Below are 18,177 nucleotides of genomic sequence, written 5' to 3'. Positions count from 1 at the left end.
AGCCAGGAAAGCTTAGCCGAAAACTCCAGCTTCAAACGGTCCAGTTTTCAGGGGGCAGAGCACGCGTAATACGAAATCGCTCGTGCGAAAAACGAACTCGAACGGAAGCGAGTGACGTTCCTGCCGCAGGCCGGTCACCCATCCTGTGGGTCACAGAACGAATCTTCGCCGATATCGCGCCACCAACCGCACACTTTACAGCCTGCACAGCATGTCCGACCAGAGTCGTGCGCCGGCCTCACCATGTGCGAAAAACACTGAAAGAACAGTGGGTTGACTCACACACCCTCTGAGACCAGAAGAGCGACCTAGAAGAGAATCGTCGTGTTGCGGTCGCTATCCCCAAAAGATCGGCTTGTATCGTTTGGAACCGAAGCCTCGTGCCGCCCGCGCTTCCCATAGTTGTGCTGCGAGGAACATCAGATGAAGACTTCCTGGGGAGCCCATGCGGGGCGGTCAAACGCCGGACCGGATGCCGATATGTTGCGAACTTCAACCGTGCAGATCGCGCATGTGAAGTTCTTTCCGAAGCAGACAGCACAAGACATCGAAAACCGCCTTTCAAAGACGCAGGCGCAGCTTCGACGACGCGCACTCGGGATCGACGAGATCTGGTTCTCATCGCTCGAAAAGGGAGAAGAATGGACAGATATCATGGATCAGACCGCCCCGAGCCGAGTGGATCGGGAAAAAATCGTCCGTCGCGCCCAGCGGTTCGTGCAGTTACGCGAGTTGGCGTCCGGCCAGAGCCATCTCGGACATGAAGACCGAAAACGGCTCTCATCGCTGGAAGACGGGATCACGCTCACGCAGCTCAGAACTGAGCATCAGGCTGACGAAATTGCGGCTCGCTTACACGAGGAGATGCCCTGGATGTCCCGGGCGACTGAAATCGCCTGGAACGCCATGCGTGAAAGCGTCCGTGAAGGTAAACCGGCCCTGAGCTTGCCGCCCATCCTGCTCGACGGCCCCCCTGGGATAGGCAAGAGCCACTGGGCGCGACGGCTGGCAACTCTCGTCGGCACGCCATCGGAACTGATCGATGCCGCGACTGAGCCCGCGGGATTTTCCATAGCCGGCAGTCAAAAAGGCTGGTCGACGGCAAATCCCGGTCGGCCACTGGAACTCATCCTACGCGAGCGCGTGGGCAATCCGTTTATCGTTATCGATGAGGTGGATAAGGTGGGCGATGTGCGGTCGAACAAAGGTTTGAGCTTCGCACTGAGCAATGCGCTCTTGCCGCTGCTTGAGCCCCTCAGCGCCCGCACCTGGAGCTGCCCCTATTTCCGGGTGCGTTTCGATATGCGGTGGATCAGCTGGGTTCTGACCTCGAACAACCGCCGCAACGTTCCTGCGCCTTTGCTTAGCCGCTGCCGGGTTGTGGATGTAGCGCCTCTCACGGGCGTGCATCTAGCCCACTTTGCGCGGAGGGAAGGGGCAAGGCGCGGTTTGTCCGATGGGAGGATCGAGGCGCTGTCGCAAGTGCTGGCGCGCACCCATCAGAACGTGGATTTGCGGGCCATTATCAAGCTGATCGATGGCTTGTTTGCACGTGAGAACCTGCCACCGCTGCATTGAGGGTAATTCGTATTCAGCCCTTTGCGGCGGAGCTCAGAGGCGCGCTGCCAAGGGGCGTCGCCCTCGGCAATCCGGCGCAACTCGTTTGAGCCGAAGACCGAACCGACCCGTTTTTGTCGAAGTGAAAACAACCTGCTTGCGGAGAGAGCGGATGGAGATCGAAGGCAACAGCTTTTCTCAGGTGGAGATCGAAGTGTTCCTGAAGGCCTATTCGCGCCTTGCGCGCGCATGGGGCCTGTCGGAGCACGAAGCCTCTGGTCTCCTCGGAATGCCTGAGCCAGTTTGGAGCGGCCTGCAGGAGCCGGGCGATGCCCCGTCTCTGACGGAGGATCAACTCCTTCGCCTTTCTGGCGTGCTCGGGATCTACAAGGCGCTTGACCGAGGGCAAACCCGCGCTGACCGACGTGATCGCAGAGGGCGCCTCGGAGGACGAGGTCAAATCGCTCGCCGCCGCGCTGGAACGCGGCGCGGAGCACCCGCTGGCCGAGGCGATCGTGCAGGGGGCGGAAGATGCGCCGAAGCGCGAGGCGGAAGGCTTCGAGGAGGTCACTGGCAAGGGCGTCACGGGCCGCGTGGATGGCGCGCAAATCGCGCTCGGAAATGCCGCCCTGATGGCGCAGATCGGCGCGGAGTTCTCGGGTCAGTCCGCCACCGTCGAGCACCTGCAATCGGACGGCAAGACCGCGATGTATCTCGCCCGCGACGGCGCGGTGATCGGCGTGATCGCAGTGGCCGACCGGATCAAGGAAACGACGCAAGAGGCGATCCGCGCGCTTCATGCCGAGGGGCTGCGCATCGTCATGGCCACCGGCGACAGCGAAGCCACCGCAATGGCCGTCGCGCGCGAACTGGGCATCGACGAGGTCCATGCCGGGGTTTCCCCCGAGGACAAAGCCGCGCTGGTGGAGAAACTGCGCAAGGGCGGCGCCTCGGTCGCGATGGCCGGTGATGGTGTAAATGACGCCCCCGCGCTGGCCGCCGCCGATGTCGGGATCGCCATGGGCACCGGCGCCGACGTGGCGGTGGAAAGCGCGGGGCTCACGCTGGTCAAGGGCGACCTGACCGGGATCGTGCGCGCCCGTCGCCTCGCCGAAGGGGTGATGCGCAACATCCGCCAGAACCTGTTCTTCGCCTTCGCCTATAACACGGCGGGCGTGCCGATCGCGGCTGGCGTGCTCTACCCGGTCTTCGGCGTGCTGTTCTCGCCGGTGATCGCCGCGCTTGCGATGAGCTTCTCCTCGGTCTCGGTGATCGGGAACGCGCTTCGGCTGCGGCGCTTGAAACTGTGACGCGCGCACCTCGAGATGATAGGTTGGACCAAACACTTCGGAGATCACATGAAACGACATCTTGCTATCGCCGCGCTCGTGGCGGCCCCGGTTCTCGTCCCTGCCATTTCCCATGCGCAGAGCATGGACGCTCACGACATGATGTCGGGCGATCACGCGATGACGCATAGCGCGGACATGGCGGAGCACGCGGGGATGATGACAGCGGGTTCACCCGAGGGCGAAACGGGTGCGATCACCGAGCCCGGCCAGTCCGCTTTCGCGGCGATACAGGAGATCGTGGCCCATCTGCTTGCCGATCCCGAGACCGATTGGAGCCGCGTCGATATCGAGGCCCTCCGCCAGCATCTGATCGACATGAACAACGTCACCCTGCACGCTCAGGTCAGCGAGAGCGACATCCCCGGTGGCGCACGCTTCGAGGCAATCTCGGAGGCTCCGGAAGTCACCGCGTCCATCCGGGCGATGGTGCCCGCCCATGTCGCAACGATGAACGGGGTCGAAGGCTGGAAGATGAGCGCGGAGGAGATCCCCGGCGGCAGCGCCCTGACCGTGACCGGGGCGGATGCGCAGAAGATCCGCGCGCTCGGGTTCATCGGCATCCTGACGGTCGGCGCGCATCACCAGGCGCACCACCTGGCAATCGCGAAGGGCGAAGCGATGCATGGGCACTGAGGCCCTGACGGCCGCCGATGTCGTTCGGCCTTGAAAGCCATTGAGGTCGGTCGTCGCTCGAACTCGCGACCGTCGCCACGTTTGTGGCGGATGGTCACGATGGGCCTTGAAAAACCTCATTGGCGAAAGGGCGTAGACCAGTCATTCGCCGCGTTTTGCCTCGATGGTTGCTTTGGGCCGACAGGCACCAAGGATTGCACGGCGGTAACACGAAATAGCGCCGCACACACTTCACGTATAGTCGTCGATGCTGTCCTCAAAACTTTCGCCGGTCAGCTCGCAGAAGACCTTCAGCGCTCCCTGAAGCGTGAAATATTGATGCTTGCTGCTATGAACAAACAACTCGCCACGGATCGTGATCATAGCGACAGCCCAGTCCTTGATCGCGTTAGCTTCCGCAGCCCGGGTGAGAACAACCAGCCCGCCCTCGACCAGCGCGCGTTGCACGACCAAGCTCTGGTAGATGCGGTTCCGGGCGAAGACATCACCGAACCGGAGGTTCTGAGCGTATCGCTCCAACCCATCTTCTGACACTGCCTCCGGGCATCCGGGAAACTCGGTCGGAACCCTCCACTTCACTTGGATTGCCGATGGTGTCAGGCTTTCATACTCTTCCGGCTCCGGCTCGAAGTCAGCTCGCTCACGGGTGCCGTAGAGCCACTCGCCGATTGCGCCTCCGCTCGGAACCGACCCGCTCTTCGCCCATGCCTCAAAGCGGGACATGGTTCTGGCACCCTCTTCCTTGGTCACGGTCCGCATCCATGAGACGTCGGGAAAGGATGTCTCGTTTATGGGCTTGGATGGATCTTTGAGAAACGCTTCTATCGACCCGTAAGCCAGCTCAATGCGGCGGGCAGTTGTTTCGTTCAAAAGTGCATTTTCCAGCCTCGTGAGCCAGCGTAGGTTCTCGGGTCTGTTATTCGCCCGATTGGTGTCGATGTGATCAACGACATGTTGATCGGAGGGTGGCGGGCCGTTGAAGGCGGTGCAAACGATGCGATGGATCGGCACACCGGCCAGAAAATGATAGCCGGTCATGAGGTTCTGGCGTCCGAAGGTCCACGTCTTGTCAAGCGGACGGGCGCGTTTTCGGAACTCGTTTAGTCGATAGACCGCGCCGTTGTCACGAACGCGATATCGCTCGCCGCGATATTCGACCTCGACTTCGGATTCATAGAGTTCCAACAGGTGGTTATGCTCGCCCACAAGCGTTTTCGAGGATGGCATCTTGCTCTCCAGTGCAAGGGTGTCTCGGCCTTCCCCGGTTTGGTCCGGTGCCGGTTCTTGTTGGCAGACGTGAGATAGCGCGTCTGGCGCTGCCTTATGCTCTGGACGCACCGGAAGAATGTCGAATTTGCAAGGTGTGTGTCAACGACAAACGGGGACAGTGCACGTTCATGCGACGCGCACTAATGCGAGCCCCTCTGATGTCAGCTACGCGGGTGCAGCCGCAGCATCAAAGCACGGTGCTGAGAGACCGGTATGGGCCGATTGCAACTGATGGGTCGAAAGGGCGGAAAGCTGTCGTTCGCTGCGAAGACAAAGTAGTGCCTCTATCATTTGGAAGCGGCCATTCAGGGCGCGCTATCCCACAAATCGCCGCGGCGGATTCCTTCAAAGAAAGAGTAGGCACGCCAGCTTCGAGTTGCCTCAAACGTTTTCGGCTGCCCGGTTGAACGGCACGGGGTTTGTCGATTTAGGAAATCTCCAGCGCTTGAGCAGAGATTTCAGGCCTACTGCGCCTCCGCCTTGAACCGCAGCAGGCGCAGCGCGTTCATCGTGACCAGCACCGTCGCCCCGGTATCTGCCATTACCGCGATCCAGAGACCGGTGAGACCGAGGAGCGTCGTCACCAGAAACACCCCCTTCAGCCCGAGCGCGATGGCGACGTTCTGACGGATGTTAGCCATCGTCGCGCGCGCCAGCCGGATCTGCTCGACGACATCGGTGACCCGGTCGCGCAGCAGCGCTCCGTCCGCAGTCTCGAGGGCGACATGGGTGCCCGATCCCATCGCGATGCCGATATGGGCGGTGGCGAGCGCCGGGGCGTCGTTGATGCCGTCGCCCACCATCATCACATGCGCATCCCGCGCCAGATCGCGCACTGCCGTCACTTTGTCCTCGGGCAGCAGCCCGGCACGGGCTTCGATGCCCAACCCGTCGGCAATCGCGCGGGCCGTCACCGGGTTGTCGCCGGTCAGCATGACCGACGAGATACCCATTTGCTTGAGCGCGGAGACCGCCTCTGCCGCATCAGCGCGCGGCTCGTCGCGAAGAGCCATCAGGCCCAGAAGGCGCTCAGGCGTGAAGACGGCGACCACGGTCTTACCCGCGCTTTCCAGGCGGTGGGCAGTGGCGCTGTCGGCGGCGCTGAGCACGCCCGTTTCGTTTGCGAGGCGCGGCGCCCCGACATTCCAGATTTCACCGTCGATCTCGGCGCGCGCACCGCAGCCCGGGATCGCCGTGGCGGAGGTGCTCTGCGGCACCGCGATGCCACGTGCCTCCGCCCGGGCGACGATCGCCTGTGCGAGCGGATGGCTGCTGCCGGTCTCGACCGCCGCGGCGGTAGCGAGAAGCTCAGCCTCGGTCCCGTTCAGGGGCAAAAGATCGGTGATCTGCGGTCGCCCCTCGGTCAGCGTGCCGGTCTTGTCGAAGGCGACGAGGCTGGTTTTAGCCGCTGTCTCCATCACCGCGCCGCCCTTCATCAACAGCCCGTGGCGCGCCCCGGTCGAGAGCCCGGCGGCGACCGCGGCGGGAACCGAGATCACCAGCGCGCAGGGGCAGCCGATCAGCAAGAGCGCGAGGCCGCGATAGATCCACGTCTCCCAGGGCGCGCCGAAGGCCAGCGGCGGCACGATCGCGGCCAGAAGCGCCACGCCCACCACCGCGGGCATGTAGACGCGGCTGAACCGGTCGATGAACCGCTCCACCGGGGCGCGCGCGCTCTCGGCCTCCTCGACGAGGTGCAGGATGCGCGAGATGGTGTTGTCCTCGGCGGCTTTCTCGACGCGGATGCGCAGCTCGCCCTCGGTGTTGATCGCGCCGGCGAAGACCGCGTCGCCGGGCTCTTTCAGGACTGGCACGCTCTCGCCGGTCACAGGGCTTTCATCGACACCCGAACTGCCGGAGACGATGACGCCGTCCGCCGGGATGCGGTCGCCCGGGCGGGCCTGCACGATCTGCCCGATGGCGAGGCTGTCCGCCGGAACTTCTCGGATCCGGTCTCCGGTGACGAGCCGCGCGGTCTTCGGCACAAGATCAGCCAGCGCCCGGATCGAGCCGCGGGCGCGCGACGCCGCAAGCCCTTCGAGCATCTCGCCGACAGCGAAGAGGAAGACGACGAGCGCGGCTTCCTCCGCCGCCCCGACGAAAAGCGCGCCGATCGCGGCGATGCTCATCAGCATTTCGATGGTGAAGGGCATCCGCGCCCGCGCCATCAGGGCGGCCCGCCGCGCCACGGGGGCGACGGCGATCACGGTGACGAGCACGAAGACCCAATGCGCGATCGGGCCGCCGACCAGCAGCTCCACCACCCAGGCGGCGGCCAGCAGAAGCCCGGTCGCGATCAGGTAGCGTCCCTTCGGGATCGCATACCACGCGGGATCGGCAGGCGGCGTTGGCGCGCTCTCGACCGCAGGCGTCTCATTCGTCTCGCTCGCCCCCGGAAGGGCACCCTCGGGAAGAACGAAACCGCCCTTGGGCTTTTCCGGCTCAGCCCCTTTGGCCGAGACGCCGTAGCCGAGGCGGCGGATCGCCTTCTCCACGCTTTCGCGCGAGGTGGTGGCCGTATCGAGCCGCAGCCGCAGACGCTCGTTCATCAGCGTCACCTCAACCCCGTCGACACCGGGCAGAGCCTCGACCGCGCCGCGCACCTTCGCCGCGCAGGCGCCGCAATCCATGCCCGTCACGCGCCATTCCTGAAGGTCTGCTGTCTCGGTCATCTGCTGTCCTCTCGCGTGGTTTTCTCGACAGAGGGGAAGATAGGAGCTACAGCAACTATAGGTTCAAGGAGGAAATCCGCACTCACGCAACCGTGAAGGGAGGTGCAGCATGCATACGATCGGAACATTGGCCCGCCGCACCGGAACCAAGGTGCAGACGATCCGCTATTACGAGCAGATAGGCCTGATGCCCGAGCCCGGACGGACCGAGGGCGGCCAGCGGCGCTACGGCGATGTCGATCTCGACCGGCTCGCCTTCATCCGTCATTCGCGCCAGCTTGGGTTCCCGCTCGAAGCGATCCGCGAATTGCTGGACCTGTCAGATCATCCGGCGCGCGATTGCGGAGCTGCGGATTCGATTGCGCGGCGGCAATTGCGCGAGGTCGAGACCCGGATCGCGCGTCTCCAAGCGCTCAGGAGCGAACTGGAACGGATGATCGGCGAATGTCGGGGTGGGACAGCCTCGGAGTGCCGGGTGCTCGAGGTGCTGCGCGACCACTCGGAATGCCTCGCCGACGATCACGACGCGATAGACTGACGCCTCGGAGCATAGGGGCCGATCAGCGAAGCTTCCGGAACAGGCTGAACTGGAAAGACTGCAGGTTGCCTGAGGGCGTCGTGTGTTTCTGGAACCGTTTCGCCACCAACTCAAAATTGGGGCCCAGCACACCGCCGAGGGCCTCCGGACTGTAGCGACGAACGGGAAGGCCGCTGCAGGTCTCCGGCCCGTCAGGAGCGAAGGTCGCGATGATCGCGTGCCCCCCAATGCGCAGGGCACGAGATAGGCGCGTCACATAGGCAGCCCGGTCCGATGGATCGACCAGAAAGTGGAACACGGCGCGATCATGCCAGAGGTTATAGACCCGCTGGGGCGACCAGCGCGAGATATCGGCGACGATCCACTCCACGTCCGCGCCGCGCGGCCCAAGCCGGGCACGCTGGGCGTCGAGGGCCGTCTGGGAGAGGTCGAGAACGGAAAGGTCGTGCAGGCCACGCGCGATCAAGCCGTCAACGACCCGGGACGTGCCGGCGCCCACGTCGATCACCCGAGTGTCCGGCGTCAAACCGGCGCATTCGGCAAGTCCGAGCGAGGTCTCCGGAGCGTCCTGATGCCAGCTGAGGTCACTGTCACTCTTGCTGCCGTAGATCCGGTCCCAGTGATCCTTTCGCGCCTCGTTCATCCAAATCCCCTATTCTCTGGCAATAATAGCATTGCTATCAAGGCGCCTGGTGTTCGTGATCCATATGCTTTTTCAGATTTTGACGCCGCCCCGCCCAGGGTTCGACATTTCAAAGTTTTCACCTTTGGCTCCAACCTTCTCAAGGCCAAAGCTTCCAAAGATAGATACCGTAGCCCGCGATTAGCGCCAGCCCCTCCCATCGGGTGATCCGTAGCCCGGTGGTCGCGAAGACCACCAGAAGGAGTGAGACAAGAACCATCAGCGGGGCGTCAAATCGCGCGATTTCCTCGGGCACGCGCGACGGGGCGATCAGCGCCGTCGTCCCACCGATGCCGAGAATATTGTAGATGTTTGATCCGACTACATTTCCGAAAGCCACCTCGCCCTGACGCTTCAGCGCCGCCACGATCGAGGTGATCAGCTCGGGCATCGAGGTGCCAATCGCCACGATGGTCAGACCGATGACCGTTTCCGAGACGCCAAAAGCCCGCGCGAGCGATACGGCGCCACCAACCAGCAATGAGCCACCGAAAACCACGAGTCCCAATCCGGCGAACGCGAGCAACAGCGGCATGAGAATACCGTGAGGTGCATGCGGTGGCGCGAGGCCGGGATCCGCGTCAGCAAGGGCCACCGTCTTGTCGTAGATCGCGCCGCGGTCAGCGTGCTGGCGTTCCTGATGGATCACGAAGCACAAATAGCCGACCAGCGCTGCGATCAATCCAACTCCGGCGATCCGCCCCATCGGAGCGAACGGCGCGACCCCAGCGAAGACGACGGCGACGACCAGCATCACCATCGCATCTCGTCGCAGGGCGACGCGCGCCACAACGAGGGGCGCAATAACGGCAGAAACGCCAGCGATCAGAAGGATATTCGCGATGTTTGAGCCCACGACGTTGCCGAAGGCGATGCCTGGCGATCCACTCAGACCGGCCTGAACCGATGTCACCAGTTCCGGTGTCGAGGTGCCGAACCCCACCAGTGTCAATCCGATCACAAGCGGTGAGATACCGATCCGCTCAGCGGTCTGGACCGCCCCGCGGACCAAAAGCTCGCCTCCGACCACCAGCGCGACCAGCCCCGCCAGAATGGGCCCCCAAATCTCGAACATCTCAGTCCATCCCTATGCGGTCATCGCCGCTTACCGCACGCAAAATGGCGGTGGCGCGCGCGGGTATCAAGAGAGTTGCGCGAGGTGTGTCGCGGTGTAGAGCAGCGCTCCGGCATGCGTATCAACGGCAGCAACTGGCCGTCCATGAACGGCGACCCGGTAGCAGACACCAAGCGGAGGTTGCTTCCATCATGAGATCTCATGTGAAGTCTGGGCGAATTGTCATTGCACTTTTGAAGGCCTCGCATGCAGTGCGATCACATAGTCAGGTCGACCCGTAGCGACATCGAATAAGGCCTTTGTCGATCAGGATGTTGCCTGAATGGCTCGACCGTCTTCGCGCCACTCAGGCAGACCGCCGTCAAGCCGACGAGCGTTGAAGCCATTCTTGCGCAAGAACGCCACGGCTTGGTGAGCGTAGACACAGTATGGACCACGACAATAGGCCACAATCTCGGTGTTTCGGTCGAGATCCGTCAGGAACTTGTCCAGCTCCGTCACGGCCATGTTGAGCGCGCCCGGGATATGAGCATCGGCGAACTCGTCGGCGGGGCGCACGTCGAGGACGGTCACCGACCCTTCACTCAGTCGAGCGGCAAGCTCGTCGCGGTTGATCGGTTCCGGCGCGTCTTCGCCGTTTGATAGCCCGCGCAGAATCTCCCCAACCTGTGCGAGGTTCCTTTCGGCCACATCGCCCAAAACCCCCAACAACGTCAGTGTCCTCGCGTCGGTCAGCCTGTAGATTATCGCCTTGCCGTCGCGCCGACTGGTGACAAGGCCAGCACGCCGCAATTGCTGCAAATGTTGCGAACTGTTCGCAACAGTGAGCCCGGTTTTTTCCGCAAGCGCCTCTACCCTGCGCTCGCTCTGGGCGAGCTGCTCAAGAAGCATAAGGCGTGCGGGGGCCGACAAGGCCCGCGCGACAAGGGCGTATTCTTCGAGAAGGGCCATCTTTGGGCTAATTGACATGGGCTGCCTCGGGATATTACATCATTCAATCGAATAATTGAATGGTAGCGAATCCAGCCTGCGCCACAAGAGCAAAGCCGACCGCATGACCGAAACGATTCTCACCGCTGAGCCGACGATCCGACTTGCCGCTTTCCTGGGCGTATTGGCGGCGATGGCGCTATGGGAGGTCGTGGCCCCCCGGCGGCGCAGAGAGATCCCGCGCTTGATCCGTTGGACGAACAATATCGCCCTGGTCTTTGTGGATACGGTGATCCTGCGCCTGGCATTCCCGATCCTCGCAGTCGGATTGGCCATCATGGCCGAGGATCGTGGCTGGGGGCTGTTCAACAATCTTGATTGGCCCAGCTGGGCCGCGATCCTTGTTTCGATGCTGGTGCTCGATTTGGCGATCTACCTTCAGCACGTCATGTTCCACGCAGTTCCCGGACTTTGGCGGCTTCATAGGATGCACCATGCCGATCTCGACTTCGACGCAACGACGGGCCTGCGGTTCCATCCGGTGGAAATCCTGATCTCGATGGGGATCAAGCTGGCGGTGGTCGCGGCGCTCGGGCCGCCTGCGGTCGCGGTGCTGCTGTTCGAGGTGATCCTGAATGCGACCGCGCTTTTCAACCACGCTAATATCGATCTGCCGCGCCCGGTTGATAGAGTGCTGCGCCTGTTCGTGGTCACGCCCGACATGCATCGCGTCCACCATTCCATCGATCCGCGTGAGACCAATTCGAACTACGGCTTCAACCTGCCTTGGTGGGATCGGCTATTAGGCACCTATGTCGCGCAACCGGCCAGAGGGCATCAGGACATGGAGATCGGGATCGAACAGTTCCGCACGCGCCGTGACCTTTGGATCGATAGAATGCTGCTCCAGCCCCTGCGCGGCCCAGCTTCGGGTCATGCCCTTGATCCACGCATCGCGGTGGAGGAAGAGGAATGACTTACATCCTCGGCATCCGCGAGAACCTGCGCCTTTTCTTGAACAGCTCTTGCAGGTTCTCTTTTCGGCTTTCAGGAAGCCCGTTGACCCTTGGAAACGCACTCCGCTTAAATCCCGCCTCCGATCAGAAAGATACAGATGCTTGAAATCACAACGCGACGCCTTGGCTTTGCGGCGATCCTTCTCGGCCTTGTGTCCCTTGCGCTTCTTGCTTTGTCCGTCTGGGGGTATCCCCCCGTCGATAGATCGTCGTCCCAATCTCGCGAGGTTTGAACAACGGCTCGATACCGTGCTTGTCCAAGAGGGATTTCGCGGCGGATCTCTTGATATGATATTCGAGTTCCAGTTTGTGCCCCAAAACGAAATGCTTCCGAAATTCGTAAAGCGCCCCAGGCAAGACCCATTTTCCATATCGATCTGGAGCATCAATTGCTTCGAGAAGCGCACCGCCTTCCCGCTCCCGGGTCAACGAATTGATCGCGGCACGGGTCAGGCCCAGCACTACCATCGCCATCTCCAGAGACATACCCGGCTGAGGGAGATTGTCAGACGTGGCGAATTCTTTTGGATCCAGAACAAGCCCCTTGAACCCCTTGACGTTCGCCAGTCGAAATACCCGCCGAATTCGTCTGGCGAGTAAGCGGCGGAGAACCCGTTCGTTCGTCAGGCGCGAGCGTTCAAGGCATTCCGAAATCGTCGCCATACCAGGAGGGATGCGGTCGACGACACGAGGCACCAAGTTCCCGAGCCGATTGAGCAAGTCGTGAATCTCCCTCGCATCGATAGAGCGGCTGAGTTTTCCTCTGGCCTCGCCATCAAGTCGAACCTGCGAAAGCGCACCGATTTCAATGAGTGTGGACACCATAGGGCGCGACGCATTGAGGATTTCGCCGACGCACGTGACCGGGACCGCGCAACGGATCGCATAGGTTGCTTGTCGTCCTTTTTTTGTATCGACAAGGAGTTCCGAGCACGTTCGGGACGCGGCGTGGCAGTCAAGAACGCCGCGAGCGATCAAAACATCGCGCAGCGTCAGCGCATTAACTCTGTCTACCTTTGACAAGGTGGTTACGCTGGAAAGTCTCGGGGTTCGGACTTCCTGACCAAGGACTACCTCCCCGGGTGCGACGTCCATGGTTTCGACGATATGGCGGCGAAGAACCTCTCGGATTTCACCGGGATCCTTGCGCTGCTTGCTGGAGGCGAGCCAACGATAGAGCATCCCGAAGACGGCACTTCGGCTCAGCCAGTCCCGTCCTCTGCCCTTTGCGGCTTCCTGCAACTCCGTGAGAGCCCTGCGCACACCATGCTCACCGCAGCGCACGTATTGCCAGCCCAACTCTCCCGCCTTAGCCCAGTCGAGCATGGTCAGCCCCCCCGGCTTTGCTTTCGGGCCGAATGCGAGCACGGCCCCCAGCATTTCTGTGGCTCTCACTGCCTGCTCGATCGGCTGCCTGTCCAACCACTGGGGGCCGTTCTGCCCCTCAAATCGCGCCAAGACGTAGTCTTGGAGTCCCAGTCGCTGCACTGTAGGTGCCGCACCGACCAGACGGAGAAGCTGCTCGCGCGTCTCTGGCACGAGGACGGGAAGCTCGTGGAGAAAGTCATCCCACACCCCCCGGCGCCTCTCAAGGAGCGGTAATTTGTGGTGAGGACAGATTCGGATCGGCTGCAGACCCCAACTCAGCCTGTGCTTGCGCGCGACAGAAATTCGCGGCTCGCGGGTATCATCCTCAGCCAAACACGCGGGGCAAAAGCGCGTCACCGCCCCTGTCGTGAATTCGGCACTAAAGGTCTCCCGGCGGAGGCGATATTGACGCGGGCCGTTCCGCGCGATGGCGTTGCGATGAAGATCGGACAGATTTTGGCCTGTCTTGTCAGACAGTCGAAGAAGCGCGTCCTCACCGCCTGCAGTGAGGCGATTGGGAGCGATCCCCAGATCGTTCAGGAATGGCCCCAGCCGCCCTCCCGTATGAAAGGCAGCAAGGCGTGAAGCCCACGACAGAACGCTCTCTTCGGCTTGGAAGGGAAGGTAACCGAAAGGAAAATACCAATGATACCGTTACCGCTTTCGCGCACTTTCACCTTGATCGAACCCGGGCCGGTGGTCTTGGTGACGACCCATGACGGAACAAGGGCTAACATTATGACCATTAGCTGGACAATGGTCCGTAGTTTCGACGCTACCTTTGCGCTCACTACCGGCCCGTGGAACCACTCTTGGAAGGCATTGTGCGCGACTGGTGAATGCGTCTTCGCCATCCCCACCGCCGACATGATCGACACAGTCGTCGGCATCGGGATGTGTTCGGGCGCCGACACCGACAAGTTCGAGCGCTTCGATCTGACCGCCGTGCCTGCGCAACATGTCAGGGCGCCGCTGATTGGCGAGTGCCTCGCTAACATCGAATGCCGCGTCGAGGAGATTGTCGAACGGCTGAATCTTGTATTGCTTCAGGGCGTCGCCGCCCATATCGACACCGACCGGAAGGATATGCGCCTACTTCACGCGGTTGGCGACGGGACCTTCACCGCTGACGGCGAACGGTTTGACCGAAGCGCGGCCATGCGCGCCAAGCTCCCCACCGGACTGTAGGCGGCGAACGGAAGCCGAGTTGTTTTACAGCAATGAAAGCCCGGGTTGAGAGGGCGACACCATGTGAGAGGTGCGACCGGCCAATCCTGTCGTCCGGCTTCATGCGGTTTCTGCGGCGCGGTTTCTCCAAACCAGCCGCTCGATGTTGGGACCCACTCAAACTCTGCTGCGGAGCAGTCCCTAGGTCTCTCGTGGAGATGGTAGCTCAGAACCGCTTGCGTCGTCGTGATGCCCCTTCAGGTTGCCCTCGCCAGAATTGGCCGACGCGTCATCAGAGGGGGCACTTCTGGCAGAACCGTGACGGGAACGGTCAGTCGAAGCGGTCGCGCAAGCGGTAGTATTCGATTGCGACGGTGCCGTAGAGCGCATGCAACGCATGAAACGGGAGCGTCTTGATAGTCTTGGCAACGGGAAACGGCATTGCGGCGCCTTGGGTCAGATAGGCGGCAAACGCCTTACCGAGTGCCGTCGACAAAGCCACCCCACGTCCGTTGAACCCGGTCGCGAGCAACATCCCCGGTTCCGGCTCACAGATCCGGATCCGATGATCGGCGGTCATACCGACGCGCCCGAACCAGCGATGCTCGATTTCGATGTCTTGGCCCAGAACCGAACCGAAGCGCGTGCGCATCTCAGCCTCGATACGACGAAAATGCGTGGCGCGGGTCGGATCCGAGAACTGCCCGCGTCCGCCGAGCATCAGCCGGTTGCCCGGTCCGATCCGGAAATAGGTGCCGACGCGGCGCGCTTCCGAGACGACCGCGCCATTGGGCAGGATCTGCGCGAGCAGCGCGGGGGGCAGCGGCCTTGTCGCGATCTGGAAGCTGTTGGCCGGCACAGTGGCGCGGGCAAGATCACGGTTGAGGGTGGGCGGCGTGTAGACATTGGTTGCCAGCAAAACCCGCTCGGCGCGCACGGCGGGCCCCGAAGCGAGTTCGGCTCGCCAGCCTGTCCCTTCGCGCAGAAGCGAGGCAACGGGCGAGCCGCCGAAAATCCGTGCTCCGGCCGCCGTCGCGACCCGTGCCAGCTCCCGGGCGTATTTCAGCGGATGCAGCTTGCCCGCACGCCGGTCGATCCAGCCTCCCGCGAAACTCTGCGAGCCGATCTCGCGCGCCATGTCTTCGGCTTCGAGCCATTGCACCGGAGCACCGCGCGCGGCCCATTGCGCCATCCGCTCGTGCAAACCCGCCAGATGCACCGGCTTGGTCCCGGCCTGGATCCAGCCGTCGCGGACCGCGTCACAATCGAGCCCAAGCCGCGCGACCAGATCGAAAACCACATCGGCGGTCGACCCGGCGAATTCGGTCGCTTGCGGTCCCCAGAGCCGGTCCAGCGCATCGGGATCGTCCTTCAGCCCCGGGATCACCTGCCCGCCATTGCGGCCCGAGGCGCCCGAACCGGGCTGCCCCGCCTCGAGCACCACCACATCGACCCCGGCCTCGGCCAGATGCAGCGCTGCGGACAGGCCCTGGAACCCGGCGCCGATCACGAGGACATCGGCCTGGAGGCTTTCCGTCAGGCGCGGAAAGGCCGGGACGTCCGGTGCGGTCGCGGCCCAGAGGGATTGAAAGCTCATGATCGGCTCCGCTTACAGCAAATGACTGACGCGACGCAGGAATTCCTGCGTCCGCTCGCTTTTCGGGCGGGAGAGAACCTCTTCGGCGGTGCCCTGCTCGGCGATCCTGCCGCTGTCGAGGAAGAAAACCCTGTCGGCCACTTCGCGCGCGAACTGGATTTCGTGGGTCACGATCAGCATGGTCATATGCGCGTCCGCCAGATCGCGCAGCACATTCAACACCTCGCCCACCATTTCCGGATCGAGCGCCGATGTCGGCTCGTCGAGCAGGATTGCCTCGGGTCGCATCGCAAGGGCGCGGGCGATCGCGACGCGCTGCTGTTGACCGCCGGAGAGCGCGGAGGGGTAGAAATCCATCTTGTCGGCCAGACCGACACGGCGCAGATGCTCCTCGGCCCGGGCGCGCACCTCCTTGCGATCCTCTCGCAGCACTTGCGCTGGCCCCTCCATGACGTTTTCGAGCGCGGTCATATGAGGAAACAGGTTGAAACGCTGGAACACCATCGCGACGCGGGTGCGGATGTCGTGGATGCTCGCGGCATGGGCATCGACCTTGCGATCATCGATGAAGATGCCGCCCGCCTGGTAATCCTCCAGCCCATTCACGCAGCGCAACAGGGTGGACTTGCCCGAGCCGGACGCCCCGATCAGGCAGACGACCTGCCCCTTCTCGACCTCGGCGTCGATCCCCTTGAGCACCTCGTGACGCCCGTAGGACTTGTGGACATTCTCGAAGCGGATCATCGCGATTTCCCCATTTTCAGCTCGACCTGGCGCATCACGATGTTGAGCGGGATGGTGAGGCAGAGATAGAGCGCGGCGACCATCGTGAAGACGGTCATGTTGTCGAAGGTCGAGGAGGCAAGCATCTTGCCCTGCATCGTGAGTTCGGCGACCGAGATCACCGAGACCTGCGAGCTGTCCTTGAGCAACATCACCATGTTGTTGCCATAGGGCGGCAAGGCGATCCGCACTGCCTGTGGCAGAATGATCCGGCGCATCATCTTGCCGTGGCGCATGCCGATGGACTTCGCCGCCTCGACCTGCCCGCGATCGACGGCTTCGATGCCGCCCCGGAAGGTTTCACCGATGTAGCACGAATAGGTCAGCGCGAGACCGATCACCCCGGCCTGAAAGGCGCTCAGATCGAGACCGATCTCGGGCATCACGAAATAGATGTAGAACAGCACGACGAGGATCGGGATCCCGCGCAGGAATTCGACGATGAACCGCGCGGGGCGCTCCAGCCAGACATTGCGCGAAGTGCGCAGCATGGCCCAGACAAGGCCCAGTGCCGTCGCAAGGATAAGGGCGAGCAGCGACACCGCGACGGTGCGCCACAGGCCGGTGATCAGCAGCGGCAGATAGTCCTGCATCCGCTCGGTGAGGGGCGCCATGATGGCCTCCTGTAGAAAGGCAGGGGCCCGACGCCGCCGCGCCGGGCCCGGGATCGGATCAGAGGCCGTATTTCGCGAAGATCTCGGTCAGCTCGCCGCTGTCCTTCATGGCCGCGATCGAGGCATTGACCTTGGCCAGCAGTTCCGGATTTTCCTTGGATACCGCAAGCGCCACATTGCCGATCCCCATCGGGGTGTAGCCATCGACCAGATGCACGCCGAGCGCGGGGGTCTGCGCGACTTGATAGGCGATGATCGGCTTGTCGCCGAAACCGGCCTTGATCCGGCCAAGCTTCACGTCGCGCATGATGTCGACGAGGCTGTCGTAGAGTTTCACCTCCTTGAAGATCCCCTTCGCCTGCAGCTTGTCGGCAAAGGTCGTGCCGATCTGCGCACCGACAACCTCGCCGGCCAGATCGTCGATCTGATAGGCGGTGTCGTCATCGGCGGCCACGAACATCGCATCGCCATAGCTGTAAACCGTGTCCGAGAAATCGACGACCTCCTTGCGCTTGTCCGTGGCGAACATGCCCGCCGAGATCAGGTCGATCTTGCCGGTTTCGAGCGCGGGGATCAGTGCCGAAAACTGGGTGACCGCGAATTTCGGCGTGTCGCCGATATCCTCTGCGATCGCCGCCGCAAGATCCACCATCGCGCCGGTCGGCTGCTGCGTCGCGGTATCGACGAAGGTGAAGGGGACGCCGGTCGTGGTCACGCCGACGGTCAAATCGCCGGCATGGGCGCCAAGCGCAGTCAGGGTGAGAGTGCTGACGAGGGTGAGCATTCGAAGTTTCATCGGAGTATTCCCTGTTGTGAGCGCGTCTTCGGGCGCATTTGAACGAACTTCACTATAATGAAGAACATTGCATTCTCAAGCGACAACCTTCACAATCTTCATATTGGTGAAGAATTATGCGAAATCGT

At 62.4% G+C, this 18,177-nt stretch carries 15 protein-coding genes and 2 pseudogenes; 6 read left to right on the top strand and 11 right to left on the bottom strand.

The window, feature by feature from the left end; translation table 11 throughout:
• Positions 1-423 precede the first annotated feature (423 nt).
• The 3 genes and pseudogenes from DW2_RS17340 to DW2_RS19180 all read left to right on the top strand — a co-directional run bounded on the left by DW2_RS17340 (position 424) and on the right by DW2_RS19180 (position 3,542).
• Positions 424-1,578, top strand: a complete 1,155-nt coding sequence (locus DW2_RS17340; RefSeq protein ID WP_051856381.1) for an AAA family ATPase — start codon at positions 424-426, stop codon at positions 1,576-1,578.
• Between the two features lie 365 nt (positions 1,579-1,943).
• Positions 1,944-2,867: pseudogene (locus DW2_RS17335) on the top strand (HAD-IC family P-type ATPase); the annotation flags it as partial.
• A 48-nt stretch (positions 2,868-2,915) separates the two neighbouring features.
• Entirely contained in the window at positions 2,916-3,542 is a 627-nt protein-coding gene (locus DW2_RS19180; RefSeq protein WP_051856378.1) for a hypothetical protein, read from the top strand.
• Between the two features lie 231 nt (positions 3,543-3,773).
• Here the strand turns inward: DW2_RS19180 and DW2_RS17325 are convergent, their stop codons facing one another.
• Together DW2_RS17325 and DW2_RS17320 are read right to left on the bottom strand one after the other, a co-directional pair.
• A complete protein-coding gene (locus DW2_RS17325; RefSeq protein ID WP_051856375.1) occupies positions 3,774-4,769 on the bottom strand; it encodes an HNH endonuclease signature motif containing protein in 996 nt (331 codons plus the stop codon).
• Positions 4,770-5,275: 506 nt separating this feature from the next.
• Complete coding sequence (locus DW2_RS17320; RefSeq protein ID WP_038148487.1) at positions 5,276-7,483, bottom strand: heavy metal translocating P-type ATPase; 2,208 nt, start codon at positions 7,481-7,483, stop codon at positions 5,276-5,278.
• A 109-nt stretch (positions 7,484-7,592) separates the two neighbouring features.
• Here DW2_RS17320 and DW2_RS17315 point away from each other — a divergent pair, with 109 nt between their 5' ends.
• Positions 7,593-8,021 carry a MerR family transcriptional regulator gene (locus tag DW2_RS17315; RefSeq protein WP_038148485.1) on the top strand — a complete coding sequence of 143 codons (429 nt, stop codon included), beginning with the start codon at positions 7,593-7,595 and terminating at the stop codon, positions 8,019-8,021.
• Positions 8,022-8,043: 22 nt separating this feature from the next.
• Here DW2_RS17315 and DW2_RS17310 read toward each other — a convergent pair whose 3' ends face one another.
• The 3 genes from DW2_RS17310 to DW2_RS17300 all read right to left on the bottom strand — a co-directional run bounded on the left by DW2_RS17310 (position 8,044) and on the right by DW2_RS17300 (position 10,729).
• Positions 8,044-8,664 (bottom strand): class I SAM-dependent methyltransferase, encoded by a 621-nt coding sequence (locus DW2_RS17310; protein WP_038148484.1) that lies wholly within the window; start codon positions 8,662-8,664, stop codon positions 8,044-8,046.
• A 139-nt stretch (positions 8,665-8,803) separates the two neighbouring features.
• A complete protein-coding gene (locus DW2_RS17305) occupies positions 8,804-9,778 on the bottom strand; it encodes a calcium/sodium antiporter (protein WP_038148483.1) in 975 nt (324 codons plus the stop codon).
• Positions 9,779-10,084: 306 nt separating this feature from the next.
• Positions 10,085-10,729 carry an ArsR/SmtB family transcription factor gene (locus DW2_RS17300; protein ID WP_238321357.1) on the bottom strand — a complete coding sequence of 215 codons (645 nt, stop codon included), beginning with the start codon at positions 10,727-10,729 and terminating at the stop codon, positions 10,085-10,087.
• A gap of 103 nt (positions 10,730-10,832) precedes the next feature.
• Here DW2_RS17300 and DW2_RS17295 point away from each other — a divergent pair, with 103 nt between their 5' ends.
• Entirely contained in the window at positions 10,833-11,684 is an 852-nt protein-coding gene (locus tag DW2_RS17295) for a sterol desaturase family protein (protein WP_038148480.1), read from the top strand.
• Positions 11,685-11,832: 148 nt separating this feature from the next.
• Here DW2_RS17295 and DW2_RS17290 read toward each other — a convergent pair whose 3' ends face one another.
• On the bottom strand, positions 11,833-13,104 hold the full coding sequence (locus DW2_RS17290; protein ID WP_238321356.1) for a hypothetical protein: 1,272 nt from the start codon (positions 13,102-13,104) through the stop codon (positions 11,833-11,835).
• A 225-nt stretch (positions 13,105-13,329) separates the two neighbouring features.
• Positions 13,330-13,698: pseudogene (locus tag DW2_RS20395) on the bottom strand (TniQ family protein); the annotation flags it as partial.
• A 39-nt stretch (positions 13,699-13,737) separates the two neighbouring features.
• Here DW2_RS20395 and DW2_RS17280 point away from each other — a divergent pair.
• Complete coding sequence (locus DW2_RS17280; protein WP_038148475.1) at positions 13,738-14,280, top strand: flavin reductase family protein; 543 nt, start codon at positions 13,738-13,740, stop codon at positions 14,278-14,280.
• Between the two features lie 310 nt (positions 14,281-14,590).
• On the opposite strand, the gene DW2_RS17275 is transcribed toward DW2_RS17280, so the two are convergent.
• From DW2_RS17275 to DW2_RS17260, 4 genes are read right to left on the bottom strand one after another with little or no spacing between them, the layout of a single operon-like run.
• The gene (locus tag DW2_RS17275) at positions 14,591-15,856 is read right to left on the bottom strand and encodes an NAD(P)/FAD-dependent oxidoreductase (protein ID WP_038148474.1); all 1,266 of its coding nucleotides are present in this window, start codon (positions 15,854-15,856) and stop codon (positions 14,591-14,593) included.
• Between the two features lie 12 nt (positions 15,857-15,868).
• Positions 15,869-16,600 carry an amino acid ABC transporter ATP-binding protein gene (locus DW2_RS17270; protein WP_038148473.1) on the bottom strand — a complete coding sequence of 244 codons (732 nt, stop codon included), beginning with the start codon at positions 16,598-16,600 and terminating at the stop codon, positions 15,869-15,871.
• Positions 16,597-17,253, bottom strand: coding sequence for an amino acid ABC transporter permease (locus DW2_RS17265; RefSeq protein ID WP_038148472.1), 657 nt, complete (start codon positions 17,251-17,253; stop codon positions 16,597-16,599). The genes DW2_RS17270 and DW2_RS17265 overlap by 4 nt, the downstream gene beginning before the upstream one ends.
• Positions 17,254-17,311: 58 nt before the next feature.
• Positions 17,312-18,049 carry a substrate-binding periplasmic protein gene (locus tag DW2_RS17260; RefSeq protein WP_038148471.1) on the bottom strand — a complete coding sequence of 246 codons (738 nt, stop codon included), beginning with the start codon at positions 18,047-18,049 and terminating at the stop codon, positions 17,312-17,314.
• Between the last annotated feature and the right edge of the window lie 128 nt (positions 18,050-18,177).

Origin of the sequence: Thioclava atlantica, assembly GCF_000737065.1 — a bacterium.
GTDB lineage: Bacteria > Pseudomonadota > Alphaproteobacteria > Rhodobacterales > Rhodobacteraceae > Thioclava > Thioclava atlantica.
Note: the sequence above shows the minus strand (reverse complement) of the source record. Positions and strands in the feature narration are given on the sequence as shown.

Bases quoted from the DNA above. Each gene is read 5' to 3' on its own strand.
- DW2_RS17340 (WP_051856381.1), top strand. From the start codon at position 424: ATGAAGACTTCCTGGGGAGCCCATGCGGGGCGGTCAAACGCCGGACCG.
- DW2_RS19180 (WP_051856378.1), top strand. From the start codon at position 2,916: ATGAAACGACATCTTGCTATCGCCGCGCTCGTGGCGGCCCCGGTTCTC.
- DW2_RS17325 (WP_051856375.1), bottom strand. From the start codon at position 4,769: ATGCCATCCTCGAAAACGCTTGTGGGCGAGCATAACCACCTGTTGGAA.
- DW2_RS17320 (WP_038148487.1), bottom strand. From the start codon at position 7,483: ATGACCGAGACAGCAGACCTTCAGGAATGGCGCGTGACGGGCATGGAT.
- DW2_RS17315 (WP_038148485.1), top strand. From the start codon at position 7,593: ATGCATACGATCGGAACATTGGCCCGCCGCACCGGAACCAAGGTGCAG.
- DW2_RS17310 (WP_038148484.1), bottom strand. From the start codon at position 8,664: ATGAACGAGGCGCGAAAGGATCACTGGGACCGGATCTACGGCAGCAAG.
- DW2_RS17305 (WP_038148483.1), bottom strand. From the start codon at position 9,778: ATGTTCGAGATTTGGGGGCCCATTCTGGCGGGGCTGGTCGCGCTGGTG.
- DW2_RS17300 (WP_238321357.1), bottom strand. From the start codon at position 10,729: ATGGCCCTTCTCGAAGAATACGCCCTTGTCGCGCGGGCCTTGTCGGCC.
- DW2_RS17295 (WP_038148480.1), top strand. From the start codon at position 10,833: ATGACCGAAACGATTCTCACCGCTGAGCCGACGATCCGACTTGCCGCT.
- DW2_RS17290 (WP_238321356.1), bottom strand. From the start codon at position 13,104: ATGCTGGGGGCCGTGCTCGCATTCGGCCCGAAAGCAAAGCCGGGGGGG.
- DW2_RS17280 (WP_038148475.1), top strand. From the start codon at position 13,738: ATGATACCGTTACCGCTTTCGCGCACTTTCACCTTGATCGAACCCGGG.
- DW2_RS17275 (WP_038148474.1), bottom strand. From the start codon at position 15,856: ATGAGCTTTCAATCCCTCTGGGCCGCGACCGCACCGGACGTCCCGGCC.
- DW2_RS17270 (WP_038148473.1), bottom strand. From the start codon at position 16,600: ATGATCCGCTTCGAGAATGTCCACAAGTCCTACGGGCGTCACGAGGTG.
- DW2_RS17265 (WP_038148472.1), bottom strand. From the start codon at position 17,253: ATGGCGCCCCTCACCGAGCGGATGCAGGACTATCTGCCGCTGCTGATC.
- DW2_RS17260 (WP_038148471.1), bottom strand. From the start codon at position 18,049: ATGAAACTTCGAATGCTCACCCTCGTCAGCACTCTCACCCTGACTGCG.